Source organism: Actinomadura sp. DC4 (assembly GCF_030406325.1).
In the GTDB taxonomy this organism is placed as follows: domain Bacteria; phylum Actinomycetota; class Actinomycetes; order Streptosporangiales; family Streptosporangiaceae; genus Actinoallomurus.
Genome location: NZ_JAUEQY010000014.1, coordinates 132,238 through 150,503, shown reverse-complemented (window position 1 = coordinate 150,503; position 18,266 = coordinate 132,238). Strand labels below are relative to the sequence as shown.

General features: G+C 69.5%; 18 protein-coding genes and 1 pseudogene. 2 read left to right on the top strand and 17 right to left on the bottom strand.

The window, feature by feature from the left end:
* Positions 1–42 precede the first annotated feature (42 nt).
* The 8 genes and pseudogenes from QWU11_RS23565 to QWU11_RS23530 form a co-directional block, all read right to left on the bottom strand.
* Positions 43–819 (bottom strand): HAD family acid phosphatase, encoded by a 777-nt coding sequence (locus tag QWU11_RS23565; RefSeq protein ID WP_290116540.1) that lies wholly within the window; start codon positions 817–819, stop codon positions 43–45.
* An 11-nt stretch (positions 820–830) separates the two neighbouring features.
* A complete protein-coding gene (locus tag QWU11_RS23560; protein WP_290116539.1) occupies positions 831–1,802 on the bottom strand; it encodes an esterase-like activity of phytase family protein in 972 nt (323 codons plus the stop codon).
* 160 nt (positions 1,803–1,962) lie between these two features.
* Positions 1,963–2,178 (bottom strand): helix-turn-helix domain-containing protein, encoded by a 216-nt coding sequence (locus tag QWU11_RS23555; RefSeq protein ID WP_354670891.1) that lies wholly within the window; start codon positions 2,176–2,178, stop codon positions 1,963–1,965.
* A pseudogene (locus QWU11_RS23550) lies at positions 2,176–2,343 on the bottom strand (helix-turn-helix domain-containing protein); the annotation flags it as partial. The gene QWU11_RS23555 and the pseudogene QWU11_RS23550, both read right to left, overlap by 3 nt.
* The gene (locus QWU11_RS23545) at positions 2,298–2,747 is read right to left on the bottom strand and encodes an ATP-binding protein (protein WP_290116538.1); all 450 of its coding nucleotides are present in this window, start codon (positions 2,745–2,747) and stop codon (positions 2,298–2,300) included. The pseudogene QWU11_RS23550 and the gene QWU11_RS23545, both read right to left, overlap by 46 nt.
* Before the next feature lie 145 nt (positions 2,748–2,892).
* A complete protein-coding gene (locus QWU11_RS23540) occupies positions 2,893–4,230 on the bottom strand; it encodes a hypothetical protein (protein WP_290116537.1) in 1,338 nt (445 codons plus the stop codon).
* Between the two features lie 120 nt (positions 4,231–4,350).
* A complete protein-coding gene (locus QWU11_RS23535; RefSeq protein WP_290116536.1) occupies positions 4,351–5,382 on the bottom strand; it encodes a methyltransferase in 1,032 nt (343 codons plus the stop codon).
* A gap of 118 nt (positions 5,383–5,500) precedes the next feature.
* Complete coding sequence (locus QWU11_RS23530) at positions 5,501–6,472, bottom strand: NAD(P)-dependent alcohol dehydrogenase (RefSeq protein ID WP_290116535.1); 972 nt, start codon at positions 6,470–6,472, stop codon at positions 5,501–5,503.
* A 126-nt stretch (positions 6,473–6,598) separates the two neighbouring features.
* Between QWU11_RS23530 and QWU11_RS23525 the strand changes: the two genes are divergently transcribed.
* Positions 6,599–6,979 carry an MmcQ/YjbR family DNA-binding protein gene (locus QWU11_RS23525; RefSeq protein WP_290116534.1) on the top strand — a complete coding sequence of 127 codons (381 nt, stop codon included), beginning with the start codon at positions 6,599–6,601 and terminating at the stop codon, positions 6,977–6,979.
* A gap of 12 nt (positions 6,980–6,991) precedes the next feature.
* Here the strand turns inward: QWU11_RS23525 and QWU11_RS23520 are convergent, their stop codons facing one another.
* The 5 genes from QWU11_RS23520 to QWU11_RS23500 form a co-directional block, all read right to left on the bottom strand.
* Entirely contained in the window at positions 6,992–7,864 is an 873-nt protein-coding gene (locus QWU11_RS23520) for a carbohydrate ABC transporter permease (RefSeq protein WP_290116533.1), read from the bottom strand.
* Entirely contained in the window at positions 7,861–8,823 is a 963-nt protein-coding gene (locus QWU11_RS23515) for a sugar ABC transporter permease (protein ID WP_290116532.1), read from the bottom strand. Before QWU11_RS23515 ends, QWU11_RS23520 begins: the two co-directional genes overlap by 4 nt.
* The gene (locus tag QWU11_RS23510; protein ID WP_290116531.1) at positions 8,823–9,986 is read right to left on the bottom strand and encodes an extracellular solute-binding protein; all 1,164 of its coding nucleotides are present in this window, start codon (positions 9,984–9,986) and stop codon (positions 8,823–8,825) included. Before QWU11_RS23510 ends, QWU11_RS23515 begins: the two co-directional genes overlap by 1 nt.
* A gap of 135 nt (positions 9,987–10,121) precedes the next feature.
* Positions 10,122–11,033, bottom strand: a complete 912-nt coding sequence (locus QWU11_RS23505) for an N-acetylmuramic acid 6-phosphate etherase (RefSeq protein ID WP_290116647.1) — start codon at positions 11,031–11,033, stop codon at positions 10,122–10,124.
* Between the two features lie 8 nt (positions 11,034–11,041).
* Positions 11,042–11,971, bottom strand: coding sequence for a MurR/RpiR family transcriptional regulator (locus QWU11_RS23500; protein WP_290116530.1), 930 nt, complete (start codon positions 11,969–11,971; stop codon positions 11,042–11,044).
* Positions 11,972–12,031: 60 nt separating this feature from the next.
* On the opposite strand from QWU11_RS23500, the gene QWU11_RS23495 reads away from it, so the two are divergent.
* The gene (locus QWU11_RS23495) at positions 12,032–13,054 is read left to right on the top strand and encodes a BadF/BadG/BcrA/BcrD ATPase family protein (RefSeq protein WP_290116529.1); all 1,023 of its coding nucleotides are present in this window, start codon (positions 12,032–12,034) and stop codon (positions 13,052–13,054) included.
* A gap of 47 nt (positions 13,055–13,101) precedes the next feature.
* On the opposite strand, the gene QWU11_RS23490 is transcribed toward QWU11_RS23495, so the two are convergent.
* From QWU11_RS23490 to QWU11_RS23475, 4 genes are all read right to left on the bottom strand, one after another.
* Positions 13,102–14,775, bottom strand: coding sequence for a glycoside hydrolase family 3 protein (locus QWU11_RS23490; protein WP_290116528.1), 1,674 nt, complete (start codon positions 14,773–14,775; stop codon positions 13,102–13,104).
* Between the two features lie 249 nt (positions 14,776–15,024).
* A complete protein-coding gene (locus QWU11_RS23485; RefSeq protein ID WP_290116527.1) occupies positions 15,025–16,290 on the bottom strand; it encodes a glycoside hydrolase family 3 N-terminal domain-containing protein in 1,266 nt (421 codons plus the stop codon).
* 66 nt (positions 16,291–16,356) lie between these two features.
* A complete protein-coding gene (gene ptsP / locus QWU11_RS23480) occupies positions 16,357–18,009 on the bottom strand; it encodes a phosphoenolpyruvate--protein phosphotransferase (protein ID WP_290116526.1) in 1,653 nt (550 codons plus the stop codon).
* A complete protein-coding gene (locus QWU11_RS23475; RefSeq protein ID WP_290116525.1) occupies positions 18,002–18,265 on the bottom strand; it encodes an HPr family phosphocarrier protein in 264 nt (87 codons plus the stop codon). Before QWU11_RS23475 ends, ptsP begins: the two co-directional genes overlap by 8 nt.
* Position 18,266: the final 1 nt, after the last annotated feature.

Here is an 18,266-nt window from a genome sequence, read left to right as displayed (position 1 = left end):
CCGCGCCGCCGCTTCGACCGGCCGGCGCGGGTCCCCGGGAGGCTACGGGAGGTAGTACATCGGGTTCGGCAGTTTGAAGGTCCGGCCGGCGTAGCCGCCGTTCAGGTCGCTGTACTGGTCGCCGAAGTCGGCGGCGATGTCGTACCCGAGTGATTCGATGTGCTTGCGCGTACCGGACTTGTAGTCGGTCGTCGTGCACGTGTAGGTCGGCGCCGAGCACGGCAGGTAGGCCGTCGGCTCCTTCGTGTTGAGATACAGGTGGGAGGGGTCGGCGGAGGACGTGTAGCCGACGGCGCCCAGGTTGCGTACGGTGGCGGCCCGCTGCGTCTCCGGGCGGCCGGTGATCCAGAACACCGTGACGCCGTGGTCGGCGGCCCAGTTCGCGACGGCCGGCATGCCGAAGACGGCGGCCATGTTCTTGTTCTGGATGTAGGCGTCGTTGGAGGCGGGCGAGTAGACGAAACCGACCTCCAGCTCGTAGTTGTAGGTCAGGAGCGAGGTGTCGTCCACGTCCAGCACGATGGCCGGCTTCCGGCCCGGTCTCGTGTGCCGTACGGCCTCGCGCAGGTAGGCCCCGGCCTTGGCCTCGATCCCGGCGACCTGCTTGGCGTAGTTGCTGCTCGCCGAGGCGTAGTGCTCGCCGGAGGCGTCCACGGTGTCGCCGTAGTACGCCTTGATCTCGTTGACGACGTCCGTGAGGTTGGGGATCTCCCTGTCGCTTCGCGGCGCCGATCCGGTGGCGTTCGCCGCGCCCACGGCGCAGAGGGTCGCGGCGGCGACGGCGGTCGCGGTCAGGAGGCGGATGCGAGTACGGGGCACGGTCGGCTCCTTCAACGGGGCAGGCGGGCGGCGAGGGAGTACAGCCGCGTGATCTGCGTGGGGCTCTCGTTGTCGTCGCTGACCAGCAGCAGTCCCAGGCGGCCGTCGCGCGTGCGGCCTGTCACGGTGATGCCCTCGATGTTGTCCAGCAGGGGGTTGGGCTGCGGCTGCTTGGTGGTGGCGCCGAGAGACGGGCAGGCGCCGATGTCGGCGATCAGGGTCTTGCGGGCGAGCCTGACGCCGGGCTGCCCGGTCAGGTCCTCGACACGGCTGACGTCGGTGGCGCGGCTCAGGTCGGCGAGGTAGACCCGTACGGTGTTGCCGACGTTCGGGGTGTACCCGCGCTCCAGCACCAGCAGCCGCCCGTCACCCGTGGCCGTGATGTCGGAGATGTTCAGACCCGTGTCGGCGCTGTACGCGTACTGCGCTCCGAGGCGGAACTCCCCCCACGTACGGTGCCACGTCTGCAGGCGGCGTACGTCGGCGTTGTCGCCGGTCAGGGCGCCTTCCATCGAGGCGACGAGCGTACGGTCGCCGGGTTGCAGGGTCATGCCCTCGAAGGTCAGGTTGTGCGTGGCGCGGCCGGCCGGGGCGACCAGGAGCGACGCCGGCACCGGGAGCCGGTCGATGACCTTGCCGCTCCGGGTGAAGCGCAGGATCGAGGGCTGGGTCTCGTCCGTCACCAGGCGGGTCCCGTCGCGATCGACGGCCACCGCCTCGGAGTCGAGCGACTGCCCGTTCTCGTCGACGAGGGTCTGTACGGCCAGCGGCTTCTTGGTGCGGGCGTCCAGGGTGAACAGGTACGACTCATCCGCCACGGCCAGAAGGTGGCCGTTGGTGTCGTACGTCAGGCCGGACAGTTCCGCGACGTTGACACCGCCGAGGGTGGTCTTGTCCAGGGAGTCCGAGAAGCCGGTGATGTTCGCCCACGGGGAGCAGGCGGTCGTGGTGCTCGCCTCTGCCGAGGGGACGGCAATGGACAAAAGGGACGTCGCAAGCAGAACGGATGCGGCGGCCGATGGTGCACGGAAACGCATTGCCGGGAAACCTCTCTTTATCGATCAACCGAATGTTAAATGATCAAGGTGGACCACATCCGGCGGGTCGTGGGTTTCGGACACGTAAACTCTTTTCGGTCCTTCCTCAACCGCCGTGCACCTCGCTTGGCTGGGGATGCACGTCCCGGGTGGCCCCGCCTCTGTTCCGTAGCGGCACCTGCGTGGCGAGGATCCGGCGCATGACGCCGTAGCTGCGATCGAACCGCTGCGCGACCTGACGGATGGTCCACCCCTGGCCATACAGCCGCGCCGCGTCCCGTGCCAGCCGTTCCTCCTCCTGACTGGGCTCTCCGGCGGCCAGCAGGGGGAGAATCCCGGCGCGCCGGTAGCGGCGATGCCCACCGGGCGTGAGCACGGGGGTCAACCGGCCTTCGCGCGCCCATCGGGCGACCGTCGTCGTACGGACACCGAAGATCTCCGCTACCTCTCGTGGCCGGAGCAGGTCGTCGGGGTCTGGCGCGGGCATGAGGGGATCTCCTTCTCAGGTTCGACGTCGCGATCGCACACGGCCCAGATGGTCTTGCCGCCCTGCTCTTCCAGCCGCCATCCCCAGTCCTTGGAGCACGCCTCGACCAGGAGCAGGCCACGGCCGTCCACCCGATCGACGGAACGCCGCCGGCGGTCCGGGGTGGCCTCGCCGGGGTCCCAGACCTCGATCAGGGCGGTATCACCCTTCCGGGAAATGGTGAGGTGGAAGACGTCGCCCATTTTTACGGCGTTCGCCACGAGCTCGGCCACGACGATCAGTACGTCATCGATGACTCTCCAGTCGGCGAGCGCTATCCGTGTCAGTACGCGCGCCTGCTCGGCCGCGATCGGATGCGGCGGGAGCGGCAATCGGTACGTCGAATCGGGGTTGCGTGTATGCACCGGAGCCCTCCACGGATTAATCAGCGCTTTACCGGCAACCAGTTAAACGCCGTCCACCGTGCAGATCACGGTGACGACCGAGGGCAAGAACGGACGCGGATGCATCCCCGTAAGACCCCTGCGCTGACGGGAACCTGGCGCGCCCCTACTTGGTCGCTTTAGGGGCGGACAGCAGTTCGCGATAGGCGGTCACCGACGGAGCGGCGCGCTGTCCGGAGGGCACGTTTTCCATGACCAGATCCGCCAGCCGAGTAATTCCCGCCGTGCGCTGTTCAGCCCGACACGCGGCATACGCCGAGCTCGCGTGCTTGATTCCCTCGGTGACGTCTCCAGTTCGGACACGGCTGAACGCCTGAATGAGTCTGATTTGCGTGGTGCTTCGCCGATCGGCGTTCCCGTAGAGATCGAGCGCCCTCTCCGAGGACGCGTCCAGTTCCGCCTGCGAGCCGGAGTACGCGTACACCCACGCCTCGGTGTACCTCAGGCAGTCCTCACCCCAGGCCAACGTCGAATTGGTCTCCCGCGTGACCTCGGCCGGCAGCCGGACGAAGACCTCTTCGGCCTGGCGTATCTCCGCCGCCGCCTCGTCCGGTCGCCCCACGGTCGCGAGTGTCTGAGCACGAAGCGACCGCAGCGTGGCGAGTCCCGCGCACGGGTGGTGCGGCAACCGTCCCAGCACCGCGTCCGACTGGCGAAGAAGCACCGGAACAGGCCGCTGCTGGTAAAGGCCGTGAATCAGATGTTCACCGCTCACCCACAGGCTCAGCTCGACGTCCCCTGATGTGTCGGCGGCGTGCTGAGCGGTCGACCACCAAGGACGCGCCTCACGAGCCTGGCCGAGAAGCGACAGCGTCTTCGCCATCATCCCCGACAGGCCGCCCGTGACCCGGCACCATCGCGTGTACTCCGGATGGCCTTCCTTGATCCGCATCGACTGGACGGACACGAGGTCCGCGGCCAGTTCACCTAACAAACGCTGCGGCGGAGTCGTCAGGTAGGTGAATCCGTACTCCACGAGCGTCTCCTCCCAGTCGTCCAGCTGGGCGGCAACGCCCCGTCCGAGCCCCGCCTCGGCATTGGCCTGGATCGCCTGCAGCGCCTGGGCCATCGGCGACATCGCGGCACCGCCGAGAACCGCCAGGGCCTGGATCATCCGCCGTCGCTCCACGTCGTCCTCCTCGGCCGACCAGAAAACGTCGCGGCCTCCAGTGTCCATCCCGCAGTGTGATCCGACCAGAAGCCGTTCCAAGGTCATATCGAACACACGACAGAACAGCACCTGGTAACGCTCACTGACCCCGTACCTATCGCTCTCCCAATTGCGATACATACGCATCAGGTCGGTCAGCCGTGGGACGCTTTCCCGTTCTCGCCCGGCAGGAGCGGCCTCGCGTAGCGCCTCGGCCATGTCCCGTACGGTCATCAACCGCCTCTTGCGCTCCTGCCGCAAGGTGACACCGAGACGAGGCTTGGCGGCCGGCATGACGCATACACCTCACCAAATGATCGCGAATGAGATCCCCGTTACCGGGGGTTCATTCGCGATTATCACCAGTAACCACACTGGCACGCATGCATTTCCTGATGCGCGAGTGAAATGCCCCTATTGCCGGGCCGTACATTCGAGGATGAGGTGTCCGCGTGGGGTGCTGTGGACGTCGGCGACGTCGAGCCCGGCCTTGGCGGCGAGGGCGGTGTAGTCCTCGACGGTGCGTTCGCGGCCGCCGCTGAGGACGAGCATGCGGAGGTTCATCTCGGCGAAGGCGGCCGAGTCGTCGCCGGGGCCGCCGTTCGTCTCGATCACCAGGACCCGTCCGTCCCGCCCGGCCGCCTCGGCGCAGCGGCGCAGGATCACCACGGCCTCGTCGTCGTCCCAGTCGTGCACCACCCGCCCGAGCACGTACGCGTCGCGCCCCTTGGGCAGCGGATCGAAGAAGCTCTGCCCGGCGAACTCACACCGCTCGGCCAGGCCGTGCTCGGCGAGGTAGCGCCGGCCTCGGTCCACGGTGTCCGGCAGGTCCACGAGAGTGGCCCGCATCTCGGGGTTGGCGCGCAGCACCTCGGCGACCAGAGTGCCGGCGCCACCGCCGACGTCGACCACGTGCCGTACGCCGGACCAGTCATGGCTTCGGCCCGCGTCGAGGACGTAGTCGGCCCCGCGGGCCATCTGCGCGTCGAACGACGCGCTCATCTGCGGGTTCGCGGCGAGATAGGGCCAGAACGAGGTCCCGAAGACCGTCTCCCACGCCGGCTGCCCCGTACGGACGGTGTGCAGCAGCCCGGTGAACGCGAGGTCCATCTGCCCGCCGAACCCGCCCAGGTCGAGCGCCGCCCGCATCCCGGCGGGGTGGTCGGACGCCAGCAGCCCGGCGAGCTCGTTGAGCGCGAACCTTCCCGGCTCCGGCTCGGCGAAGACGCCCTGGCAGACCAGGTGCCGCAGCAGCCGCCCCAGCGCGTCCGCGTCAGTGCCGGATCGCCGCGCCAGCTCCTCGACGGGCACCGCGCCGCCGGCCATCGGATCGGCCAGCCTGAGCGAGGCCGCGACCCGTACGGCCATCGGTGTGACCAGGTCCATCACCGGCGCCAGCGCCGCCCATGCGGCTGCCTGACCGGTCCGCTCGTCATCGTCGTTCACAGCACCCTCCTCGCGGGACCAAGGCTTGTTCAGCCGAAAGCTACAGTCGGCCGGCCGGCTTGGCCTTGGACGAATCGGCACCCGGGCAGACCCGCCTCGCCCGATCGAGCCGGGCCGGTCAGTCCGGCGGCACGACGTCGATGACGACATTGCCGATCTTCTGCCCGGTCTCGACGTACCGGTAGGCCTCGACGATCTCGTCCAATGAGTACCGTCGGTCGATGAGCGGCCGGAATCGCCCGGACTCGATCAAATCCCGTAAGTGACGCACCATCTCCTGGTCCTGACGCGGGAACGGGAACCTCACCTTCCTGCCGCCGGGCAACCGCGTGACGAGCGGCAGGATGAGGTTCTGCCACCAGGGCCCCAGGTCAGAGGACAGGTACACCCCGCCGGGCTTCAACAGGCGCCTGCAGCGGCCGAACGTGCTCTTGCCGACCGCGTCCAGGACCGCGTCGTAGGTCTGCTCGTCCTCGGTGAAATCCTGGGCCGTACGGTCGATGACCCTGTCGGCGCCGAGGCTCCGCACCCGTTCGAGGTTGGCCGTGTCACCCACCGCGGTCACCGTGACGCCGCGACTCTTCAGCAACTGCACCGCCGCCGACCCGATCGCGCCGGTCGCACCATGGACGAGGACCTCCTGGCCGGCCCGGATCCCCGCGACCCTGATGAACGCGAGCGCGTAGTGCGAACCCTCGGTACCGGGAGCGGCTTCTGCGAAGGTCGCCCCCGCCGGCATGGTCGCGATCGCACCGTCTTCGGGAACCGAGAGATATTCGGCATGCGTCCCGAACGCCCCCTCGTTGTACCCGAACACCCTGTCACCGACCGCGAAAGACGTGACACCGCCGCCGATCTCCTCCACCACCCCCGCGAACTCGGTCCCCAGGACCGTCCGCCGTGGCTTGGAGAGCCCGGTGAGCGCCCGCACGAAGAAAGGCCGAGCCGCCCGATAGGCACAGTCCGTCCGGTTAACCGTCGTCGCATGCACCCTGACCAGGACGTCTGTGTCCCCCACCGAGGGATTGTCCACCTCGGCGATCCGAACCACCTCAGGCGGACCGTACCCGGTGTACACCGCTGCCTTCATGAACCGCACCCTACGGCCGGTGGCGCCGGAGCGCCGCTCACCGATACCGGCGCCGGTACCCGCAGGAGAACTCCTTCGTTAACATCACCGGCGGATGCGGATCGCGCGTTCTGGGAGGGGATCTCGATGGCCGACGCCGACGATGTGTGCCGGTTGGCGCTCGCTCTGCCTCACGTGGTGGAGATCGAAAGTGATGGCTTCGACTTCCGGGTGGCCGGCAAGGGATTCATCTGGTCCTATCCCGAGCGCACGCCGGGGAAGCCGCGCCAGATCCGGACCGACATCGCGGTGCTCTACGTCGGCGACGAGGCCGAAAAACAGGCTCTCCTCCTCGGCGAGCCCGACATCTTCTTCACCACTCCTGGCTACGACGGCCTGCCCCTCGTCATGCTGCGCCTGGCGGAGGTGAAGGCCGAACGCCTACAGGAACTCGTGACCGACGCCTGGCGGATGCGTGTGCCGGACGCGCTCATAAGCGACCTCGAAGACGACCCATCCGGCACCTGAGAAACGCCCGGGCTATTTCGTCATACCGGCCGTCAGGCCCGCGACGATCTGCTTCGTCGCCAGCAAGAACAGCAGGACCAAGGGGATCGTCGTGATGACCAGGCCTGCGTACAGCTGGGCGTGGGCGGCCTCGAACTCCGCCACAAAACGGGTCAGCCCCACCGGCAGCGTGTACTTGTCGTCCTCCACCAGCACCAGCGGGAAGAAGAAGTCGTTCCACAGCGGAATGAACTGGAACAGCGCCACCGTCGTCAGCGCCGGCCGGACCATCGGGACCATGATCTGGGCGAAGATGCGCAGCTCCCCCGCCCCGTCGATACGCGCCGCCTCCTCCAGCTCCATCGGCAGAGCGCGGAAGAACGCCGTCAGGACGAAGATCGCGAACGGCACCCCGCTCGCCGCGTACACGCAGATCAGCCCGATGCGCGAGTCGATCAGGCCGATGGAGTTCAGCAGGTAGAAGACCGGCACGATGCCCAAGCGGATCGGCAGCATCAAGCCTGCCAGGAAGTACGCCGTCAGCAGGCCGCGGCCGCGGAAGCTGAAGCGTGCCAGCGGGTACGCGGCCAGGACCGCCACGCCCGTGCCCAGCACCACCGAGCCCACCGTCACCACGATGGAGTTCACGAAATAGGAGCTGAAGCCGCCCTCGGACCACGCCTTGGCGTAGTTCTCGAAAGCGGGGTGCAGTGGCAGGCCGATCGGCTTGTCCGCCAGCTGCTGCTCCGTGCGCAGCGAGCCCAGTGCCATGAGGATGAGCGGCGCCAGGGCCGCCGCGGCGTACACCCACAGCAGGATCGTCGAGGCGAGCACGCCGCGGCGCGGCATGCGGCGGCGCCGGCGTGGTGGACGCAGTACGGCCGGGGCCTGTTCCAACACGGTCATTTCAGCCGTGCCTCCATCCGGCGGAAGAAGCGGGTCGCCGCGATGGACACCCCGAAGATCAGCACGAACATGCAGACGGCCAGGGCCGAGGACTGGCCGATCGCGTTGGCGTCCGGGTTCTCGAAGGCGGTCCGGTAGAACAGGAGCCCGAGCACGTCGGTGGAGTAGGTCGGGTTGCCCTTGGACCCCTGCAACGCGTAGATCAGGTCCAGGATGTTGAAGTTGCCGATGAAGGTCAGCACCGTGACGATGCCCAGCACCGGCGTGAGCAGCGGGAACGTCACCCGGCGGAACGACTGCCAGGCCGAGGCCCCGTCGACTCGCGCCGCCTCGTGGTACTCCTCCGGGATGCCGGCGAGCGCGGCCGCGAACAGCAGCATCGGGAAGCCCACCCACTGCCAGGCGTTGACGACGATCGCCACCGGCAGCGCCAGGTGCGGGTCGCCGCGCCAGGGCTGGGCGAGGGAGCCGAGGCCGATCCCGCGCAGGGCCGCGTTGACCGCGCCGAACTGCGGGTTGAGCATCATCGACCACAGGTAACCGGCGACGATCGGGCTGACCAGGTGCGGCAGGATGTACGCCGTCTGCAGGAACCTCTTGCCGCGCCGCGACCGGTGCAGCAGCACCGCGAACAGCAGCCCGGCGGTGGTCTGGATCACCATCGTGCCGATGAAGAAGAACGTGTTGTGCGCGAGCGCGCGCCAGACCTGCTCGCTCAGCGGGTACTTCGAGATCAGGTCGTGGAAGTTGGACAGGCCCGCGAAGCCGTCCTGCCGCGTGCCGGTCCACGTGAAGAAGCTGTACTGCAGCGCCGAGACCAGCGGGTAGACGATGAAGATCGAGTACAGCAGCAGGGCCGGCAGGAGGAAGAAGAGCAGCAACGGCCAGCGGCGCCGATCCCGGCGGCGGAGGATCGCCCCGCCGCCGGGACTGACGTTCTCGCCAGGTGCGGTCGTCATCAGCCGCCGCTGGGCTTGAACCACGCCGAGATGCCCTTCTGTACGAGCTTGCCCGCGTCAGCGGCGGAGGTGCCGCCCAGCATCTTCTGCAGGGCCTCGCCATCCTGGTCGCGGCCGAGCGGGTTCCCGTAGCCGAAGTCGACGACCATCATGTACGTCGCGCCGTTGGTCTTGAAGTTCTGGTACGCCTGCGCGAGGAGCGGGTCGCCGGGGGTGGTGCCGGGCACGGCCGAGATCTGCTTGAGCGTGCTCGCGAACGACTGGCCGAACTCCGGCGTCGCCATCCACTTGACCAGCTCGGTCGCCTCCGCCTTGTGCTCGGAGTGCGCGTTGATGCCGTACGAGCCGTCGACGAAGCCCGAGGTCACCGGGTGGTCGATCTTGGACCCGGGAGCCGGCGGGGCGTCGAAGAAGCCGATTTGCAGGTCCGGGTTGGACTGGGTGAACGGCCCGACCTCATACGATCCGCCCGGGTACATCGCGGCCTTGCCACTGGTGAACAGCGTCTGCGCGTCCGGGTAGTCGACCGCGGCGACCTTGTCCGGGTAGTACGGCTTGAGCTTGGCCGTCACGTCGAGCGAGGCGGTGAAGTCCGGGTCGGTGAAGTTCTTGGTGCCCGCGACCGCGGCCTTGGCGAAGTCGTCGCCGCCGAAGCGGGTCGCGCCGAAGATCTGGTGGTCGATGGCGAGGACCCACGGCTGCAGGCCGCTCGTCGACAGCGGGGTGATCTTGGCCTGCTTGAGCTTGTCGCAGAGGGCCGTGAACTCCGCCCAGGTCTTCGGCGGCTGGAGGCCCTGGTCCGCGAAGATCTTCTTGTTGTAGAGCACCTGGAGGGTCTGCATGGCGTACGGGACGCCGTACAGCTTGCCGTCCTGCTTGCCCTTGGCCGCCTGCAGGACCGTCGGGTCCCACTTGCTCACGTCGACCTGACCGTCGAGCGGCACCAGGTTGCCCGCCGAGATGAGCGATTGGATCGGTCCGTACGGCTTGAGCTGGACGACGTCGGGGCCGCCCTGGGACTTCTTCAGCTCGGTCGGGAGCACCGTGGCGTACTCGGTGTTCTTGATCGGCTTGAAGTTGATCTTGATCTTCGAGTGGCTCTTCTCGAACGGCGCGAAGATCTTCTTGTACCCCGCCGTGTCCTCCGGACGCCAGGAGAGCACAGTGAGCGTGACCTTGCCATCGCTGCTCTTCGTACTCGGGGCACACGCCGGAGCTGCGACCACGACGCTGAGCGCCGCTATGACCGTGCAGAACTTACGCATAAAGAGGTGGACCCTTTCTCTTACCCCCGGGTATCAGGCATCTCCGCGGATCGTGCGCATCGCCTCACGGACGGAGCCACCCGAGACGGCCAGCGCTTCGGCGGCACGTCCCGGAGTGACATCGCACAACAGGGAGACAAGGGCGGTGCGCGTATCGCCGGCCGCGTCGGCCAAGGCGTTCTCGCACGTCTCCGCGTCCAGGCCGGTCGCCTCGACCAGGATCTTGACGAGGCGTCCGCGGAGTTTGGAGTTGAGCGCGCTCATGCTGACCATGAGGTTGGAGTAGGTGCGGCCGAGCCGCACCATCGTCGCCGTGGACATCGCGTTGAGCACGAGCTTGGCCGCGGTACCGGCCTTCATCCGCGTCGATCCCGACACGGCCTCCGGCCCGGTGTCCACGGCGATGTGGACCTCGACCTCCGCGCCGGCCGCCGCGGCCGGGTTGGAGCTGATCAGTACCGTGTGCGCGCCGGCCGCCGCGGCGGCGCGCAGAGCGCCCACCACATAGGGCGTACGGCCGCTCGCGGTGATGCCGACGGCGAGGTCACCTCGATTGACCTCACTCGCGTCGCGGGCGCCGAGCGCGGCGTCGTCCTCGACGTTCTCCTTCGCACCGGAGAAGGCACCGAGGCCGCCGGCGTGGTGGGCGACCACCAGATCGGGCTCGATGCCGTACGTCGGCGGGAGCTCGGCCGCGTCGAGCACGGCGAGCCGTCCGGAGGTGCCCGCGCCGAAGTAGTGCACGCGGCCGCCGTTACGCAGCGCCTCGACCTCGAGGTCCACCGCCTTGGCGACCTGCGGAAGTGCCTCGGCCACCGCGCCGGGGACGCGGGCGTCCTCGGCGTTGATGAGGCGCAACATGTCCAGCGTGGGCAGCACGTCGATCTCGGTGGTGCGGGGGTTGCGTACCTCGGTGGGTACGCCCCTCAGCACCGCCAGGGGCATGCTGTCGTTCACCTGCGCCTCCGCTCGGGACGCACTCGGCGGACTCTGACCGCCTCGAGTGTCGCCTCCAGATGCTCATTGATCCCGGTCGTACGCTGCGCGATGCCGACGAACACGCAGTCGATCACGGTGAGCTGGGCCAGCCGGCTCGCCGTCGCTCCGGATCGGAACGTGGTCTCCCTGGCCGCCGTGGTCAGGACCAGGTCGGCGGCATCGGCGATCGGAGAGCGAGGGAAGTTGGTGAGCGCCACCGTGGTGGCACCGCGGCGCTTGGCCACGCTGAGGGCGTCGATCGTCTCCACCGTCGACCCCGTGTGGGAGATCCCGACGGCGACGTCGGAGGACTGCAGGACCGCTGCGCTGGTGAGCATGATGTGGGCGTCGGACCACGCGTAGGAGGTCCGGCCGATCCGGTGCATCTTCTGCTGGAAGTCCGAGGCCACGTAGGCGCTCGCGCCGACACCGTAGACATCGACTCTGCGGGCCGCCGCGATGGCCGTGACGACCTGGTCGAGCACCTGGATGTCGAGCTGGTTGGCGGTCTCCTCGACCGCGCGGGCGTCGGCGAAGGCGATCTTCTCGACGACCTGTTCCAGCGTATCGTCCGCGCTGATGTCGCTGCCGACCGTCCGGCCGCCGGTCACTCCCTGTGCTCGTCCTGCCTCCGTCGCCAGGGTGAGCCGGAGCTCCGGATAGCCGGAGAAACCGATCGCCCGGCAGAACCGGATGACCGTGGTCTCGGAGGTGCCGCACGCCTGCGCGAGCTCGGTGATCGTGGAGTTGGCCACCGCCTCGGGACTGTCGATGACCCGCTGGGCCACCCGCGCCTCCGCAGGTGGCAGCGATGGCAGCAGTGAACGGACGCGTACGACTGTGCTGAGCGGAGATGCGCCTGCGGCGTCGGCCCCCAGCCCGGTTTCGGGCCCGACCTTCCTCATGGCGGAAAGTTTCTTACGAAAACGATGTGATGTCAACGGGTGATGTTCTACGGTCACTATGTGCGCTCTAACCCGATCGGTCCCTACGTGGTCGGCGTCGACGCCGGTGGCACCCGTACGCGCGCCGCGATCATCACCCTGGACGGCACGGTCGTGGGGTACGGCGCCGGTCCGGGCGCCAACCCCAACTCCGGCGGCGGCACCTCCGACGAGCTGACCCACGCCCTGACCACCGCCCTCACGGCGGCGATCGAGGACCTCGACCCGGCGTTGGTCGCGGGCGGCGTCTTCGGCATCGCCGGGGCGGGCTCGGCCAACCGCCCGCGCGCCGTCGCCTCCGCGGGAGCCGCCTGGCAGGCGGCGGGCATCGCCGGCGAGCCCGAAGTGATCACCGATATCCCGGTGGCATTCGCCGCCGGGAGCACCGAGCCGGTCGGCATCGTGGTCTTCGCGGGCACCGGCGCCGGCGCGGCCGTGATCAACGCCGGGGAGATCGAGCGCCGCGCCGACGCGAACGGCTACCTCATCGGAGACGAGGGATCGGCCGTCTGGATCGGGCGTGAGGCCGTACGCGCCGTGATGCGCGCCTGCGACGGCCGCGGCCGGGCGACCATCCTGGCCGATACCGTGCCGCGGGCCCTGCTGGGAGAGGCCGCCACGCCGCTCCTGGCCGGCCTGACCCCGGGCATCGCCGCGCCGAGCGGGACGCCGACCGCGAGCCTCGCGTGGTGCGGCACCGACCTCGCCCAGGCGATCATCAAGAAGGTCTACGCCGGGCAGCCCGCCGCGATCGGCGGGGTCGCCCCGCTCGTGAGCGCGGCGGCCGAGGCGGGCGATCCCGTGGCCCTGGAGATCATCGAGGGGGCGGTCCGGCACCTCCTGGAGGACGCCGACGCCGTACGTCCCGCGCTGGACGGGCGGGAGGCGTTCGGCGTGGTGGTCGCCGGGTCCCTGCTGGAGAGCGGGCCGGTGGCCGACGGCGTACGCGCCGGTCTGTACGTACGGTTCGGCGTCGAGCCCGTGTCCGCGGGCGACGGGGCACTCGGGGCCGCACGGCTCGCCGTACACCGTCTCGAACGCTGAGGGCGGGTGCGGAACGGCGGGTTCACCGTCGTCCCGCACCCGACCGGTCACTTCCCGAAGCTCAGACCGTAGCCGTACGGGTAGAGCGTCTGGTCCGGGTGGCCGGCCACCGGGATCATGACCGGCAGCTTGCCCTTCGGCTTGATCTCACCGAACAGCACCTTGGTGAGCGACTCCAGCGACGCGGGCGTGTAGCCGTACGTCACCAGGTAGTTCTTGACGTCGGTGAAGTACCCGATGTCGTACGCGTCGCGCACCGACGCCACGATCACCGGCTTGCCCGTCGCCACCAGCGCCTTGACGAGGTTCTGCTGGGCCGTGCTGTTCCACGCGGCGTTGGTGGTGACCACGGTGACGTCGTTGTTCTGGGCCTGGGCCACCGACTGGTTGATCGTCGCCTGCGAGGGGGTGGTGCCCGTCTGGTACACCGAGGTGACCGCCCCGCGCTTGGCGATGTCGGCCGCGAGCGTCTGCGTGGTCACGACGCCGTAACCGGTGACGAAGATCTTCTGGCCGGTCTTCTTCAGCGGCAGGGCGTCGTTCTTGACCAGCGTGGTCGTCTTGTCGGTGATGCGCTGCTCCGCCGCCAGGTGCGCGGGCGTGCCGACGCGCGAGGCGACCTTGCTCTCGTCCACGTACGGGTGCTGGAACAGGCCGTGGTCGAGCTTCTGCGCCAGAATCCGGTACACCGACTGGTCGATGCGCGCCTCGCTGATCTCGCCGCTCTTGACCGCGTTGATCAGGGAGTCGCGCTGCAGGGCGTACAGGCCCTTGCCGGTGTCGTCCGCCGGAGGCTTCTCCAGCTGGTCCACGCCGGCCTTGACCGCCAGGACGGGGATCCGGTCGTCGCCGTACTTGGCGCGGAGTCCCGCCATGCCGAGGGCGTCGGTGACGATGACGCCCTTGTAGTGCAGCTGGTCGCGAAGGATGCCGGTGAGGATCGGCTTGGAGAGCGTCGCCGGGTCCATCGACGGGTCCAGAGCGGGCACGATGATGTGCGCCGTCATGATCGAGTCGACGCCGTGCGCGATGTCGGCCTTGAACGGCGGGAGGTCGAGCTTCTCCCACTGCTCCTTGGTGTGGTTGATGATCGGCACACCGGTGTGGCTGTCGGTGTCGGTGTCACCGTGGCCCGGGAAGTGCTTGGCCGTGGCGATGATGCCCGCGGCCTGGTAGCCGTCGACCTCGGCGGGTGCGATCTGGGCCACCAGCGACGGGTCCGACCCGGGAGAGCGGACGCCGATCACCGGGTTCGCCGGGTTGACGTTCACGTCGGAGTCGGGGGCGTAGTCCTGCGTGATCCCGATCGCCTTGAGCTCCTGGCCGGTGATCTTCGACGTGGTGTACGCGTCCTGCGGCGAACGGGCCGCGCCGAGCGCCTGGGCGCCCGGGAACTGCGTGAACGGCGCGGGGACCCGCGTGACGATGGAGCCCTGCTCCTGGTCCGTCGTGATCGTCGCCGGGATCGGCACGCGCGTGTGCATGGCCGCCTGCTGGATCCCGTTGGACAGGTGGGCGACCTGCTGCGGGCTGACGAGGTTGGGCGGGTCGGCGGCGTAGTAGATGATGCCGCCAGGGTGGTACTTGGCGATCAGTTGCTGGGGGTTGTCCACCCCCCACAGTTTCTGGTTGGCGGCGACGGCCGTGGGATCGGTCGTGTCCGCGCTCGTGCCGTAGACCTGCAGCACGAACATCTGGGCGACCTTCTCCTCAAGCGTCATTCTGTTGAGGATCTTCAGGACTCTTCGGTCCTTGCCGGGCTGGTGCCCGGCCTGTACGGCGTTCGCGGTGCCTGAGCCTAGGCCGGCCATGGCCACGATCGACGCCGCACCTACTGCAATGAGCCGTCGGCGACGGGACATCGGTAACTCCTTCCGCCCCCGAGATGCGCGAAAGAAAATGACTGGCCCTGGCCAGCACCTGAAACTTAGTCACGCGTGAGGACGGACGTCAACGGCCGAGAGCGGACATCAACTACCGGAACGGACGTCCGCGGCCACCTTGGCCGCCGCCGCCCGATGCTCCTTCGAGCCGATGACGTGCGAAGCCTTGGCCGCGTCGACGTACGGGTGGAACATTCCGCGCTCTTTCTTCATGCGGATGATCCTTGTCACGGCGTCGTCAAGACGGCCGCGCGAGATGCGGCCGGACTTCACCGCGGCGAGCACGGCGTTGTAGGCGCGGCCGAGGTCGCGCGGCATGAGCAACATGTCGGCACCGGCCACCACCGCGCGTACCGCCGCCTCCTCGGGGCCGAACTTGATCGTCGCCCCGGTCATCTGCAGCGAATCGGTGATCGTCACGCCCTTGAAGCCGAGCTTGTCGCGCAGCAGCCCGGTCAGCACGGTCTTGGACATCGTGGCCGGGAGCCGGGACTTGTCCAGGCCGGGGACCACGATGTGCGCGGTCATGATGACGTCGGCGTGGTGCGCGATGGCCGTCTTGAACGGCGGCGCGTCGACGCTCTCCCACCGGGCCTTGGAGTGGTTGATGATCGGCAGCCCGGTGTGGCTGTCGGTCGCCGTGTCGCCGTGGCCGGGGAAGTGCTTGGCCACGACCGCGACGCCGGTGGCGCGGTAGGCGTCGATCGCCACGCCGACCAGGTGGGCGACCTTCTTCGGGTCGGCGCCGAAGGACCGTACGCCGATGACCGGGTTGTTGGGGTTGATGTTGACATCGGCGTCGGGCGCGTTGTCCTGGTTGATGCCGACCGCGCGGAGCTCCTCGCCGGTGACCTTGGCCGCGAGGCGTACGTCCTCGTCAGGGTGCTCGGTCGAGGCGAGCAGCTTGTTGGAGGCGAAACGCGTGATGTACGGCAGGCGGGAGACCGGCCCCTGTTCTTCGTCGGTGCTGATCACGAGCGGGATCCCGCCCTTCTTCAGCGCGGCCTTCTGCAGCCCGTTGGACAGCTCCGCCGTCTGCCGGGGCGTCTTCAGGTTGAGCGGGAAGTAGATCACGCCGCCCAGGTGGTAGCGCTTGACGAGCGCGGCGCCGGGCGCGGCAGTGTCGCCGGTGATGGTCGGCATGAAGAGCTGGCCGACCTTTTCCTGCACGCTCATCTTCTTGACCAGCGCGCTCTCGGGCGACGACGACGCCGACGGGGTATCGGCCGCGGGCGGCGAGGACGACGCGCTCTGGCTCGGCCCGGCGGCGGCGCCGGAGTCGTGACAGGCGGACAGGGCCATCACACCGGCGGCGAGGGCGGAGACGATCTTCCAGCCAGGGATCCGTAGCACTTGCCCGAAGCTATTAACTCCGGGAGAAGAGAGCAAACGCTCAGCTCCGGAACCGGGACGGACCCCCTACAACCCCAGGGCGGAAAGGCCGGGCAGCTCGGCTCGGGCCCTCTCGCGGGCGCCGGCGGCGCTCCGGGCCGTACGGGCGGCGGACGCGGCGCGGCGGCACTGGTCCGCCGTGTGGGCCGCGAGGGCCGTGCGTACGGCGGGCAGGGCGGGCGGGCTCATCGACAGGGACGTGATGCCGAGGCCGGTCAGCACGCACGCCAGCGCGGGGTCGCCCGCCGCCTCGCCGCACACCCCGCAGGGCCGGCCGCCCTCGGCGGCGAGGGCGACCAGGTCGAGCAGCGCCGGCTGCCAGGGGTCCTGCAGCCCGCCCAGCGCGCCCACCTGCCGGTCGGCGGCGAAGGCGTACTGGGCCAGGTCGTTGGTGCCGACGCTGAAGAAGTCGGCCTCCGCCGCGAGGTCGCGGGCCCGCAGCGCCGCGGCCGGAATCTCGATCATGACGCCCGCGTGCGCGATGCCGGCCGCGTGGCACGCCTCGGCGAAGAAGGCGGCCTCCTCGGCGTCGGCGACCATCGGCGCCATGGCCCGCAGCTCGACCGGGAGGTCACGTGCCGCGCGGGCGAGGGCGCGGAGCTGGGCCTGGAGCACCTCGGGGTGGCGGCGGGACATGCGCAGGCCGCGTTCGCCCAGCGCGGGGTTGGGCTCCTCCGCCGCCGCTAGGAAGGCCAGCGGCTTGTCGGCGCCCGCGTCCAGCGTGCGCACGACGACGTACGGGAAGGCCGCGAGGACCGCGCGGTAGGCGGCCTCCTGCTCGTCCTCGCCGGGCGGCGTCGTACGGTCCAGGAACAGGAACTCGGTGCGGAACAGGCCCACGCCCTCGGCGCCGTTCGCGAGGGCCGCGGGCACGTCCTGCGGTCCGCCGACGTTGGCCAGCAGCGGCACCGCGTGCCCGTCGCTCGTCGCACCCGGCCCGGTGGCGGTGAAGGCGCTCTTCGCGGACTCCGTACGCGCCCGTGCGACCTCCTCCTCCGGCGGGTCCGGGCGTACCTCTCCCGAGGCCCCGTCGACCAGGACGACCGTGCCCTCGGCGAGGGCCGTGCAGCCGGGGCAGGCGACGACGGCGGGCACGCCCATCGCACGGGCCAGGATCGCGGTGTGGCTGGTCGGGCCGCCCTCCTCGGTGACGAAGCCGACGACCTTCGCGGGGTCCAGCAGCGCCGTGTCGGCCGGGGCGAGGTCGGGGGCGACGAGCACGAACGGCTCGGCGGAGTCCGGAACACCCGGCATCGGCACGCCCAGCAGCACCGCGACGGCGCGGTCGCGGATGTCGTCCAGGTCGGCCACCCGCGCGGCGATGTAGTCGCCGGCCCCGGCCAGCAGCTCGCGGAACACCCCGAACGCCTCATACACCGCGCGCGCCGCCGAGGAACCGCCGGCGACCTTCTGCCCGGCCAGCTCGGCGAGCCCGGGGTCGCGGGCCATCAGGGCCTGGGCGACCAACACGTCCTTCGCCTCGCCGCCGGCCTTCTCGCCGCGCTCTTCGAGGTCGGCGGCGACCGCTTCGAGGGCGTCGAGGGCGCGCCGGGTCTCGGCCCCGGCGTCGCCCTGATGACGCTGCCCGGCGGGCGGCTCGGGCACCGCGCCCGCGATGGCGCGGACCGGGCCGACCCCGATGCCGGGGCTGACGCCGCGGCCGCTCAGGCGGTCAGGCACCGCTCGCGGTCACCGTGGCGGCGAGCTCGTCCAGCGCGCTGTCCGCGCCGTCGCCCTCCGCGATGATCACGATCTCCTCGCCGTGGCGCACGTCGAGCCCGATCACGGACAGAATGCTCTTGGCGTTGACCGGATCGGCGTCCGGGCGGCCCACGGCCACGTCCATCGGCGCCTTCGTGGCCGCCTGGACGAACAGTGCGGCGGGACGGGCGTGCAGCCCCGCCTCGGTCTCCACCGTGACACGGCGCTCGGCCATC